The 11,750-nt window shown below is 37.5% G+C and carries 16 protein-coding genes and 1 riboswitch; of the genes, 6 read left to right on the top strand and 10 right to left on the bottom strand.

Annotated elements, in window-relative coordinates; all coding sequences use genetic code 11:
• Window positions 1-116: 116 nt before the first annotated feature.
• A complete protein-coding gene (locus tag WKH56_RS21535; RefSeq protein ID WP_255219782.1) occupies window positions 117-251 on the bottom strand; it encodes a hypothetical protein in 135 nt (44 codons plus the stop codon).
• A 318-nt stretch (window positions 252-569) separates the two neighbouring features.
• Between WKH56_RS21535 and WKH56_RS21530 the strand changes: the two genes are divergently transcribed.
• Window positions 570-1,250: an FHA domain-containing protein gene (locus WKH56_RS21530; protein WP_033580601.1), complete on the top strand. Its 681-nt coding sequence runs from the start codon at window positions 570-572 to the stop codon at window positions 1,248-1,250.
• 15 nt (window positions 1,251-1,265) lie between these two features.
• Here the strand turns inward: WKH56_RS21530 and WKH56_RS21525 are convergent, their stop codons facing one another.
• The 3 genes from WKH56_RS21525 to WKH56_RS21515 all read right to left on the bottom strand — a co-directional run bounded on the left by WKH56_RS21525 (window position 1,266) and on the right by WKH56_RS21515 (window position 3,079).
• Window positions 1,266-2,033, bottom strand: a complete 768-nt coding sequence (locus tag WKH56_RS21525) for a class I SAM-dependent methyltransferase (RefSeq protein WP_028414366.1) — start codon at window positions 2,031-2,033, stop codon at window positions 1,266-1,268.
• A gap of 188 nt (window positions 2,034-2,221) precedes the next feature.
• Window positions 2,222-2,683, bottom strand: coding sequence for a DinB family protein (locus WKH56_RS21520; RefSeq protein ID WP_048018983.1), 462 nt, complete (start codon window positions 2,681-2,683; stop codon window positions 2,222-2,224).
• Window positions 2,684-2,803: 120 nt separating this feature from the next.
• Window positions 2,804-3,079, bottom strand: coding sequence for an AbrB/MazE/SpoVT family DNA-binding domain-containing protein (locus tag WKH56_RS21515; protein ID WP_013057736.1), 276 nt, complete (start codon window positions 3,077-3,079; stop codon window positions 2,804-2,806).
• Between the two features lie 419 nt (window positions 3,080-3,498).
• Here WKH56_RS21515 and rpsN point away from each other — a divergent pair, with 419 nt between their 5' ends.
• Entirely contained in the window at window positions 3,499-3,768 is a 270-nt protein-coding gene (gene rpsN / locus WKH56_RS21510) for a 30S ribosomal protein S14 (RefSeq protein WP_028414364.1), read from the top strand.
• Between the two features lie 29 nt (window positions 3,769-3,797).
• Here the strand turns inward: rpsN and WKH56_RS21505 are convergent, their stop codons facing one another.
• Entirely contained in the window at window positions 3,798-5,549 is a 1,752-nt protein-coding gene (locus WKH56_RS21505; protein ID WP_310883930.1) for an N-acetylmuramoyl-L-alanine amidase family protein, read from the bottom strand.
• Between the two features lie 571 nt (window positions 5,550-6,120).
• On the opposite strand from WKH56_RS21505, the gene WKH56_RS21500 reads away from it, so the two are divergent.
• On the top strand, window positions 6,121-6,654 hold the full coding sequence (locus WKH56_RS21500) for a GrpB family protein (protein ID WP_310883929.1): 534 nt from the start codon (window positions 6,121-6,123) through the stop codon (window positions 6,652-6,654).
• A gap of 36 nt (window positions 6,655-6,690) precedes the next feature.
• Here the strand turns inward: WKH56_RS21500 and WKH56_RS21495 are convergent, their stop codons facing one another.
• The 4 genes from WKH56_RS21495 to WKH56_RS21480 all read right to left on the bottom strand — a co-directional run bounded on the left by WKH56_RS21495 (window position 6,691) and on the right by WKH56_RS21480 (window position 9,069).
• On the bottom strand, window positions 6,691-7,371 hold the full coding sequence (locus WKH56_RS21495) for a DUF4397 domain-containing protein (RefSeq protein ID WP_221832625.1): 681 nt from the start codon (window positions 7,369-7,371) through the stop codon (window positions 6,691-6,693).
• A 115-nt stretch (window positions 7,372-7,486) separates the two neighbouring features.
• Window positions 7,487-7,924 carry a hypothetical protein gene (locus WKH56_RS21490; RefSeq protein WP_310883928.1) on the bottom strand — a complete coding sequence of 146 codons (438 nt, stop codon included), beginning with the start codon at window positions 7,922-7,924 and terminating at the stop codon, window positions 7,487-7,489.
• A 93-nt stretch (window positions 7,925-8,017) separates the two neighbouring features.
• Window positions 8,018-8,755, bottom strand: coding sequence for an oxygen-insensitive NADPH nitroreductase (gene nfsA / locus WKH56_RS21485; protein ID WP_016764733.1), 738 nt, complete (start codon window positions 8,753-8,755; stop codon window positions 8,018-8,020).
• Between the two features lie 29 nt (window positions 8,756-8,784).
• Window positions 8,785-9,069: a putative quinol monooxygenase gene (locus tag WKH56_RS21480; RefSeq protein WP_013057729.1), complete on the bottom strand. Its 285-nt coding sequence runs from the start codon at window positions 9,067-9,069 to the stop codon at window positions 8,785-8,787.
• Window positions 9,070-9,273: 204 nt separating this feature from the next.
• Here WKH56_RS21480 and WKH56_RS21475 point away from each other — a divergent pair, with 204 nt between their 5' ends.
• Window positions 9,274-9,588, top strand: a complete 315-nt coding sequence (locus WKH56_RS21475; RefSeq protein WP_013083811.1) for an ArsR/SmtB family transcription factor — start codon at window positions 9,274-9,276, stop codon at window positions 9,586-9,588.
• 19 nt (window positions 9,589-9,607) lie between these two features.
• On the opposite strand, the gene WKH56_RS21470 is transcribed toward WKH56_RS21475, so the two are convergent.
• Window positions 9,608-9,943 (bottom strand): CHY zinc finger protein, encoded by a 336-nt coding sequence (locus tag WKH56_RS21470; RefSeq protein ID WP_176343832.1) that lies wholly within the window; start codon window positions 9,941-9,943, stop codon window positions 9,608-9,610.
• Between the two features lie 177 nt (window positions 9,944-10,120).
• Between WKH56_RS21470 and WKH56_RS21465 the strand changes: the two genes are divergently transcribed.
• Window positions 10,121-11,188 (top strand): undecaprenyldiphospho-muramoylpentapeptide beta-N-acetylglucosaminyltransferase, encoded by a 1,068-nt coding sequence (locus WKH56_RS21465; protein ID WP_029714620.1) that lies wholly within the window; start codon window positions 10,121-10,123, stop codon window positions 11,186-11,188.
• Between the two features lie 199 nt (window positions 11,189-11,387).
• A riboswitch (cyclic di-AMP (ydaO/yuaA leader) is annotated at window positions 11,388-11,530 on the top strand.
• A 72-nt stretch (window positions 11,531-11,602) separates the two neighbouring features.
• A complete protein-coding gene (locus WKH56_RS21460; RefSeq protein WP_155404449.1) occupies window positions 11,603-11,740 on the top strand; it encodes a hypothetical protein in 138 nt (45 codons plus the stop codon).
• Window positions 11,741-11,750 lie beyond the last annotated feature (10 nt).

Below are 11,750 nucleotides of genomic sequence, written 5' to 3'. Positions count from 1 at the left end.
CCCTCTCGAGTTCAGGGCTAAAGCCGTCTAGTGTTGTTTTTATTATTTTCACTGTCTACTTGACAGGGGGCAATTCAACAAAACCATGTCTTTTTTCTTTATTTTATAAAAAAATCTTATATTTTTAACATCATAAACCAATAAACGCTAAAGCTAGCACCTGTTAAAATAAATGATCCAATAATTAACAATACCAGTGCAACGCGTCGTTTAATCGCTTGAATTTCTCTATCTTTTGGCAAACGTCCCATTGGTCTTCCTCCATTATGTAAATATTTCACGTATTTTCCTATTTTACTCCGCTTTAAAAAGAGAGAACATATGTCAAAGTTACTAAAAAACAAATTATTTTACAAAAAAATTGTATCCACGTTACAGCAGGGCAAAGAATACGTATTTTTTCAGTTAGAAAAGGACTGCTCTAAAGGTTTACTTACATGGCAACAACCTTTATCATATAACTGACTATACTATGATGTTATCCAAAGTTGGAAGAAATCTCAATAAATGTGAGTGTTATAATTACATGATAAGAGTCAGAAAATTTTAAAAAAGAGTGTGAACAAACAATGAACGGTATGTTGATTATTCGGAACGGTGCTCCTTTTTATGAAGGAGCTTCCGTGCCTATTCCAAAAGATAAAGCTTGTATTATCGGACGAAGCAGTGAAGAATGGGAGCCTTATCTGGCCTTTCAAAGTGCTTACATTTCACGCAAGCATTTTGAAGTAACGTACGAAAGCAATGCATTTTTCATTACAGACTTGTTTAGTAAACACGGGACAAAAGTAAACGGAGAAGAGTTACAGCCTGGAACCCCTCGTTTCTTGAAAGAGCAGGATGTCATTACCTTAGCAAATGAGGAGGCAGCTTTAGTATTTAGAAATGATGATATGGATGCAACCCTCGATTTAGGACCTTTGCTAAAACAAATAAATAAGCCATTTTACACATTAGATCCAATTTTGCAGAAAGTAAAAGTAAAAGAGGAAACGTATATTCTGTCAGATAAAGAATACGCGTGCTTAGCTTACCTTCTAGAATATAACAATCAATTTGTTTCAAAAGAAGCATTAAAAAAAAGCGTTTGGCCTGAACGAGTAGAGTCAAATGGAGAAATTCTGGTAGCAGCGGAAGAGCTGAATGCGCTGATTTACCGGGTTCGCAAAAAAATAGGAACATATTTAGAAATCGAAGTGATTCGGGGAAAAGGATATTGGCTGCACTTTAACGAAAATGGACGTGAATAGAATCACGTCCATTTTTTAATCTCGTTTTACAGCATGTACACGTATATGTTTAGCTTCTGCTAGCCAAGATCCGTTTTGAAATAGTTTGTCTTGCATTCGATTTTCTAAGCGCGTAATGAGGACATTTTTAGTTTCTGTCGTCACGTGAGCAAAAAGAGGGGCTGCATTTGTTTCGAGCCAATTACGCAAGCCGTTTTCCCCTTTTAACAAGAGGGGCCGGCTGTAGTGTATGGCCGTGGTGACTTGAAAATTCTGTGATTCCAAAAGAGAAGAATATTCAGCTACAGAAGGGAAGTACCATGGGAAATCTACATCGTTATAAGGGATATCAAACGTTTTAAATTGACGAATGATTTCTGTGAAAATTTCGTCCATGTTTCCTTTTCCCCAAAATTCTGCTACAAATCGGCCATTTGGTTTTAAAGCATTGTAAATATTTTTAATGACAAGGTGAGGGGGACGGATGTCGTGTAAAGTTGCATTGGAAAAAACTGCGTCAAATTGTTCGTAATAAGGAAGGTTAAGGGCGTTTAACTGTTCAAAGGATAGAGTCGGGTACTGATGACGAGCCTGTTCAATCATATTTTCAGAGCAATCGATGCCCGTTGCACGGACATGAAGCTTATTGAGCTGCGAAATAAATTCGCCAGTGCCACAGCCAATATCTAAAATATGTTCGCCAGCTTGAGGAGAAAGAAGGTTCATAGCACTTCCTCCAAATGAAGAAACAAACGGAAGATGATACACTTGAGCAATTTTTTGTTGATTAACAGTTTGACTCATGAAGTGATTCCTCCTTTGTAAAAGATGATAACGATCGTTTTATAAGAAGAAACAAGCTTTGAATAGTAGATATGAAGTTATTGATAGAATTATACCATATATCTTACTTATTATGCCGAAAACTCCAAAGAAAAAGCGCACCAAACTTCTAGCTTGGGCGCTTACAAGCACGAACTATTTTCTAACCATTAACCGAACTGAACAAATAGAGGAAGGTCTGTATGACCCATCTCACGTACGTAGACGTATAAATTTCCTTTATGATGAATTTCATGATCAATGGCCATTTGTAAAAGCTGTCTTCCGGCAAGCTTTCTTCCAAACGCTGCAGTTGCGTCGATAGTCTTGTTTAAATCATCTTCGCTAAGTGAGCGTAATACGTCTACTGTTTTTTCCGTATATTCAGCTGCAAGGTCCGATAATGACTTACCGCTAAAATCAGCTTTTTGACCAAGCGGAGATAAATCACCGGATTTTACCACTGATGCAAATGCATAAAAGGATGTTAAAATATGCGTAGATAAGTCAAAAGCGGACATAGATGTCGGGGCAGGCTTGTATTCGTAGTGACCTGCTTCAATTTTGTTGATTAATTCATTAGTTACGTTTCGATGTGCTAAAAAGTGATGAGTAATTTGTTCAACTGTCATGATAAAAGGCTCCTTTATTATGTATTCGCTTCTGAGTATATCATCTGAAAATCAGAAAGCGAAGAAAAAACTTTATCAAACAGAAAAACAGCTGCATATGAGCAGCTGCTTTTCTTTTTATTAGAAATTACGTTGTTTTAACTCTTCAAGCAATAACTCCATACCTTCGCGGCTTAAAGTTAATTTGCCATCTGCGATTGTTACATTGTCAGAAGATACTTCGCCAGTAATCGCACAAGCACCGTTCGGCTCATATTTCTTTAAAATAATTCGATCTGTTTCGACAAAAATTTCAACAGGATCTTTTACATCTATTTCAAGAACACGTCTTAACTCTTTCGGAATTACGATACGACCTAAATCATCTACTTTTCTTACAATACCAGTCGATTTCATTTTTTAATCACCTTTACTTTTATATTTTATTGAGTACACAAAATATTATTTTTGGAATTTCTAAGATGATTATATACTAGATAACCGCTAAATTTGTCGAAGTTATTAATATGTAAATGAACTGTAATATTATTGAAATATTATCTGTAAATACAAATCCTCCTAAAAAATGGAATATGTAGGGCTCTTTGTATGATATAGGAGATGAAGGAATTAATTACATTTGACATACAATTTTATTTATGTTTATACAGCAATCCGGGGGTAAGGGGAGGCTACATGTAAGCGCAGGAGTAAATAAGTTGAAAGAATAAAGAAAATATGATTAAATTTAAAAAGTAACCTTCTCAAAATAATTAAATCGTAATGATTACGTATTTCAAATAAAAAATTGATAAAGCGAAAGGATGACAAAGAGTTTGGCTAAAAAATCAAAAGTTGTAAAAGAACAAAAGCGCCAAGAGATAGTAGCGAAATATGCGCAATTGCGCCAAGAGTTGAAGGAAAAAGGAGATTACGAAGCGTTAAAAAAATTGCCTAGAGATTCTTCACCAACGCGCTTAAATAATCGCTGCCGCGTTACCGGTCGCCCTCGAGGCTATCTTAGAAAATTTGAAATGTCACGCATTGCTTTTAGGGAATTGGCCTACAAAGGACAAATCCCAGGTGTTAAAAAAGCAAGCTGGTAGTATAAAAGCCCTCATAATGAGGGCTTTTATTATTTATTAGCTGCAAAGTATCGAGCAATTCCTTGATAAATACCTGTAGATATTTGCTGCTGATACGCATTAGAAGAAACAATTTGCTCATCGTGAGCATTTGATAAAAAGCCTAATTCAAGAAGTACAGCACGCTGGTTGTTTTCTCGAGTAACATAATAATCTCCAAAACGAACCCCCATATCCTTCATAGAAGGCGCATTTTCAGCCATGCTTTCTTGAATATATTTTGCTAATTCTTTATCTTTGGATTCACTGTAATAAAATGACGCAATGCCGTTTGCAGAAGATGAAGTAGAAGCGTTATAGTGAATGCTGATAAACGCATCTGCATGCTTTGCTTCACTAACGTTCACACGTCCGCTCAGTGAAATAAAGGTATCGTTTGAACGCGTCATAAATACATTTGCTCCCGAATTAGCTAAGCGGCTTGCCACAAGTTTTGCGGTTGTTAACGCTAGTTTTTTCTCAATCGATGACTTGCCTGAAGTACCAGGATCATATCCGCCGTGTCCAGCGTCTACTACAATAATTTTATCTTTTAAAGCAGTAGATGGGGAAGGCAAACTAGCTGAAGTTGTAGAACCAGCTGCAGCTGTTAACCCTTTTGACACCCATGCTGTTTGACTTGCAGAGTACTGAATTTGCACCCAGTCATTCGTTTCGCCTACTTTTTTGAATCGTTCGCCCGCTTTTGCTACACGGATAATGCCCGCGCTTAAGCTCGGCTGACTGCGTAAATTTGAAGCTTTTGTAATTTGAATCGACTGGGCTGTTTGTGAAGACTGTCCGGAATCAGCTTGTAAATACTGACTTGCTACCCAGCCTGTTTGACCTGATGCTGTTTTAATCTGTGACCAGGATCCGCTCTCTTTTACCGCCGTTACTTTGGAACCCCGGGATAAGTTCGTCACGATAGACGCGCTTGTGCTTGCAGAAGAGCGAACGTTTAATGAGCTAGCGTTAACAACAGCTGACTTGGATGTTGTAGAACCCGAGTTACTAGTCGGTGTAGAAGAACCGGAGCCTGCTTGTAGGTACTGACTCGCTACCCAGCCTGTTTGACCTGATGCTGTTTTAATCTGTGACCAGGATCCGCTTTCTTTTACCACCGTTACTTTTGAATTGCGCGGTAAGTTCGTCACGACCGATGCGCTTGTGCTCGCAGAAGAGCGAACATTTAATGAGCTAGCGTTAACAACAGCTGACTTGGATGTCGTAGAACTCGAGTTACTAGTCGGTGTAGAAGAACCGGAGCCTGCTTGTAGGTACTGACTCGCTACCCAGCCTGTTTGACCCGCTGCCGTTTTAATCTGTGACCAAGATCCGCTTTCTTTTACCACCGTTACTTTCGAACCTCGGGATAAGTTCGTCACGATAGACGCGCTTGTGCTCGCAGAAGAGCGAACATTTAATGAACTGGCGTTAACAACGGCTGACTTGGATGTCGAATTTGCCGTAGACGTACTGTTTGTTTGTGTTTTGTTTATGTATTGAGATGAAATCCAAGCTTCTTTACCGTTATACGTAATTTTAGCCCATCCCTTGCTTTCATCTACTATATTAACGGTGTTTCCCTTCGTTACTTTTCCAACGATAGCGCCGCTTGTACTAGGCGTTGCACGTACATTTAACGATGTAGCAGTTACTTTGGCCGATTCAGCTGCATCTGCGTCAATCGAATGCAAAAGCAATGAAGAGCTTAAAAGAACAGAAGAAACGGCTGTGTACATGACATGTTTTTTATTCATTTTTTCCTCCTTGCAAATTACAAATTTCAACATAAGTTAATTAGTATACAAAGCATATATCGGCAAATAGCCCAAAATTTTGAGTTAAATCTACTATTATCTCATAATGCCGATATTATCCATCATACTATATGTCGAATTTCAATTGTATAATGAATTTGAACTATCTGCCATCCTTAACGATAAAATTTTACATTAATGTAAAATATAATTATATCAAAGGTGAAATGTAGGGATATTAAGGGCATTTAAAGGTCTTTAGCCCTTTGTTCACCGATGTTTTGAGGACATGTTTTATACTAGAAAAAATGTAAAATAGTATAAAGCAGCTGAATGTGAATATGATAGAGGAGAGATAGCAAATAAAAGAGTATCTATCTTTTGGAGGAGGAAACATCCACAATTATGAAACATTCAGAATAAAAATAACAAAAATATATAAAATAATATAAAGCCTGGGTATATCGATGGAAAAGCTCATAGCATAAACAAAAAGTAAATAGTTAGAAAATTCTTTCTTTTTATTTTAAAACATGGTACAGTATAAAAAAGTGAAAGGGTGGAAACTGATATGCGAAAGATTGTTCAGTATGAAACAAAGTGGTCGCTTTTGTATCAAATGGAAAAAGAAGCGTTACTTAATACACTAAAAGATTTTTCAGTAGACATCGAACATATTGGAAGCACGTCCGTTCCAGGATTGGCAGGTTCACCAATCGTTGATATTTTAATCGGCGTCAAACGCGAAGAAGACATAAATGAAGTGCGCGCTATATTAAAAAATAAATCTCACGTATACGTAGCGGAAAAGGAGATGTTCGTCTTATTAAAAGAAGGCGTTCCAGCTTCACACTACCCTCCAATTATGACAGCTAAAAATGCCCGTAAGCTCATTCCACATGATGCTAGAAGAAGTCATGTGTACGTAACGGTCAGTGAATCACCTTACTGGAATGAACGAATTGACTTCAGGGAGCAGTTACGCTCGAGCGAACGTGCTAGAAAAAAATATGAAGGTATGAAATACGAGCTTTCAAAACGATTGTGGAACGATATTTCTACCTATGAGTACAAAAAAGAAGAATTCATTCAGCGCAGTCTATAAAAAAACGTCATTTCAATTGAAATGACGTTTTTTTAATTAATTATCTTGTAAAACAATGGTCTCAAGCTTATCAGCAGTATTTACTGCGAGAACCGTATAGTTTTTACCGCTTTGAAGATTTGTTCCAGGAAGATTTAGTATTTCTTTTCCGTCTGCTGTGGAAACAGATAAATCATACGAACCCGGATTTACTACTTGATAACCTGAAATGCTTTTAAAAGACAGATCTTTAAATAAAGGAGCAGCCCCTTTAGGACCTACGTTTACCGCAGGAGCATCAGGAGATAAATGAGCAACACGTAAGCTTGCTTTTCCATCCATCCCTTGCTTATTATTCGTGAAAGCCTGCAGTTCAAGATTTTCGGCTTTATTTACAGCGGCTACTGTATACGATTTTCCACCGTCTACAACAAGAGTAGCTTCGATGATGGAATCTTTTGTTCCTTTTGTCTTCGCTTCGTATACTTCTACTTTATGAGAACCAGCTGACAAAGGCAGGGAGTTGGAGACATCTTTAAACTTTGCTCCTTCTACTAAAGCTTTGTCATCCACAAAAATGTCTACAGCTGGAGCATCCGGTGAAGCATGAACGATACGAACTTCTGCATTTTGAGCTGGTCGCTCATCTGCAGCAGGAGGTGTTTCAGCGGCAAATACTAACATGCGGCTAAGTGCCAAGAAGGCAATCACTGCTACCATTACGAATAGTCGTTTCATCAAGTATCACTCCTTTTTTAGTATACACAGCTTTATGTAAAGAGAAGGACTGTGCAGTTGTTAGCGTATACTAAATAAAATCAACTATTCGTTTGTTTGTTAACTTTTAACGTGTTTACTGAGATTTCTGACGGAAAAATCGAAGAATAGCCAAAATATTGTACAAGGTTGTTAAGAGCCACGTCAATAAGAAGCCTAGGCCAAGTCCGATATTGGCATCTATATACGTATGCGTGAAGTCATCATATACGACGTAGGCAAGAGGAGCAATTGACAGTAAAAGGAGAAGAAAAAACAAAAGTGTTTTCCATCTGCTTAAAGTGAAGGTTAGATAAAAGAAAAGGAAAGCGGAAAACAATAAAAGACCGTCTCGAATAGCCCAAGGTAAAACGCCGATATGTGGATTAGCGAGAAGAAAGGTTGGAACAATTGAAAGGAGGAAAAGGAGAGACAGCAAAGTCACGTGAAGGGTGTTCTTTTTTGTAAAAGCCGGCATCAATAAAAACGCTGCCGTTGCACCTAAAAGAAAATTACAAATTAAAATAAACTCCATCCAAACACCTCATTTATCGAGTATTACTTTTAGTCTATTCAAGACGCTGTTAAAGTAGATAAAAAAAGCTGCGATGAACATCGCAGCTTTTGATCATTCGAATTTAAATCCTTGTTTTTCAAGCATCGCTCGAACTTCTGGATAATAAATGGTTTTGTAAATAGCGGATACAGTTTGTGACCAGTTGCGGTCATCTGCACCGTTTGTTCTCTTTTTCATATACTCTGCCATTTCAGCATCATAGTCTTGAATCAATGACTTTAAGTCATGATTATAGCTTTCACGATGGTGCACAGCAGCTTGTGGCAATCGAGGCTTTTTCGCAGAATGATCTGCCGGATGTCCAACGACAAGACCGCTTACTGGGAATACGTATTCCGGTAAATCTAGGAGCTCAATGACTTCTAGTGGCTTTCTGCGAATTCCGCCGATTGGTACTGTACCTAAACCGAGTGACTCTGCTGCAACTGTTGCTGCTTCTAAAGAAATTCCAGCATCGGTTGCCCCCACTAAAATTGACTCAAGTCCATCGGTTACGCCAAGAGGCGCATCGTTAAGCTCAGCTGCAATCTTAGCACGATTAAAATCTGCACAAAAGATTAAAAATAGAGGAGCTTGGTCAATCCACGCTTGGTTGCCTGCAAGCTCTGAAAGCTTTTTCTTCTTTTCTTTATCTTGGACGCTAATAATAGTTACTTGCTGTCCGTTAATAGAAGAAGCGGCTGACTGAGCAGATTGAATAATTGTATCTAAATGCTCGTCGCTTACTGCTTCGTCTGTATATTGACGGATAGAACGATGATCTTGAATTGTACGAATTGCTTCATTCATGATGCGTCATCCTTTCAAAGAAGTTATTTTTAGCCTTGTAATGTTTTTACATCTAAAGGTGCTACAAGTACGCCAGTTTGAGCAAATGCTACAAAACTTTGGAAATGAGCTGATTTATTGTGTGCTTGAATTGCTTCTTCGCTTTTCCACTCTTCAATCATCATAAATGTGTTAGGTGTAAAAGCATCTTCAAATAGTTGATAGTTGCTGTTTCCTTCTTCTTGTAAAGAATGCTTAATTAGTTCTTGTACGTTTTCTAAAAATTCTTCTCTTTTTGCTGGGTTAACTTTCATTGAAGCTTGTAAATGAATCATGGATGATTCCTCCTTTAATAATGATGGTGCTTTATATTATTTGTTTTGTTTTTAATCTTTCATTCAATTTACGATTAAAATGAAGATAAGTTCGAATATCATCGAACAATGAAACTATAACACCGATTAAATAACAGTGCAAGGAATTTAGTTCGAAAGTTATCGAACATTGATACACAAAAGAAGCTGTGTTATATTTTAAGCATGAGAAAACCTTATCAACCACCGAAATCTGAAATTAAATTAACGCCTATTTTACATGCATTGAGTGATCCTAACCGGCTGCGAATTGTACAGTGTTTAGCGACAAGAAAGGAGCAGACCTGTTCGTATTATCAAAAATTAAATGTATCAAAATCAACGCTATCACATCATATTAAAGTACTTCGCGAAGCTGGAATTATCAAACTACGTATAGAAGGTACGCAGCACTATTATTCCTTGCGTTTAGAAGAACTTGAGGAACTGTTCCCAGGTCTGCTTCCTTCCATTATAAATATAGATGAGCAATTATTTTAAAAGCTGAACGATGTTTTGTTCAGCTTTTTTGTTCAAAATAAATGTGTCCATGCAGGCTGCATCCAGGATTAAAAGAAGAACGACAGTGAGGGCAAGTCGAGTTACAGGTTAAGTATTCATTAATTGAGAGCTCATGTTTACATACTCCGCAAAGAATAGCTTTTTCATTAAACATAAATGTTGGCCATCTTTTAATGTCGTGATCCGCATGTGCGTTATGACATTGATAGCATGGATAATATGTATGACAGCAATAAAATTTTATTGCAATAATATCTTTATCCGTATGATAGTGCGTACAGCGCGTTTCGGAATCCACTGTGTCACCTTTTACTGCAGGTACAGATTTGTTCATTATCATCACTCCTTATGAAAAGTATAGCATGCTTTTATACGCCTTATCATACATATGTAAAAAGAAAAATGCTATAATAAAACCATCGTTTTACATGTCAGATTGCATGCTAAAAAGATCAGATAAAAATTGATGTCAAAACAGATCGATTAAGTGAAGTAAAGAGAGGAAGAAAAAATGAGTAAGCAAGTTATCGTTTTTACCGGAGGCGGAACAGCTGGACACGTAACACCAAACATTGCCATCATGAAAGAATTAGACAGTGAAAAATGGGATATCCATTATGTCGGTTCTCACAATGGTATTGAGAAAGAATTAATTACAAAATTAAACGTTCCATATCATGCGATTTCAAGCGGGAAGCTGCGTCGATACGTAGATATGGAAAATGTAAAAGATGTATTTCGAGTAGCAAAAGGGGTTGGCGATGCACGTCGCGTGCTGAAAAAGTTAAAGCCTTCTCTTGTTTTTTCAAAAGGCGGTTTCGTCACAGTTCCTGTGGTAATGGCTGCTAAATCTTTAAACATTCCCGTGTTCATTCATGAAAGTGATTTAACACCGGGACTGGCAAATAAAATTGCGCAGAAATTTGCCACTAAAATTTTCACTTCTTTTGATGAAGCCGCAAACTACTTTCCAAAAGAAAAAGTGCAGGTTGTTGGTTCACCTATTCGAAAAGAGCTATTTAGCGGAAGCGCAGCGAACGGGGAAAGCTGGCTACGCTTTTATGATAAGCGCCCCATTTTAACGATTATGGGCGGAAGTTTAGGAGCACGCCGTATTAATGAAATCGTTCGAGAGTCTTTGCCTGAACTGCAAAAGAAATTCCAAATTGTACACCTTTGCGGAAAAGGCAATATTGATACAAGCCTTGAAAAAGAGTCGGGATACCGTCAGTTAGAATACGTAAACGAACAGCTTCCTGATGTTCTAGCGGCAACTGATTATGTGATTACACGCGGCGGATCCAATGCCATTTTTGAGTTTTTAGCTCTTCATAAACCGATGATGATTATTCCTTTATCAAAAGCACAGAGTCGCGGAGATCAAATTTTAAATGCACAATCCTTTAAGAAAAAAGGCTACTGTATGGTTGTAGAAGAAGAGCAGTTAACAAAAGAACTGTTTTTGCGTGAAGTAAATGAGCTTCAGCAGCAGGCAAGTACGATGAAGCGTACAATGCGTGAAGCAACAAAAACGGATGCCATTTCAATTCTTGTAAATGAAATTGAGAAAATGAGCTAAAAAAGAGGCTGAAACAGACGTATGTTAGCCAAAGTGAAAAACGAACCATTGATCAAGGTATTTGATTAGTGGTTCGTTTTTTTTGAATCTATTATTTTAAAATAATGAATAAACATAGAAAAATAAAGCTTTTAAAATTTCAAAAAATGTTGTTGACAGTAAATTTTAACAGGAGTAAGATTACTCTCATGAAACGTTCCACTGTGAAACGCTGAGTCTTTTCTGAAAGAGAAGGAAAGAGCGGAGGACCCAATTATCAGGGGTGAATCTCTTAATTGAGTAGGGTTACTTTCTTGACCCGAACCCGTCAGCTAACTTCGTAAGCGTTAAGAGAGAGGATGGTGTAATCGTGGTCGTTTTCTATAACAGCGGATAGTACGCTCCTTTCAAAATATAGGTGAAAGGAGCGTCAGGATGCATTTATCTAAGCAAATGATTCAAATGATTGAATATCGGGCCATGTGCGATCAGCAATCTTTTGATCTAGCAAACCGCTATTTGTCTACGTTAGTTAATCAAAGTTTTAAACGCAGCAGTAAAAACTATTATTAAGTCTAAAAAT

The organism is Priestia sp. SB1, from assembly GCF_038898415.1.
This window is presented reverse-complemented; position numbering and strand designations above follow the sequence as displayed.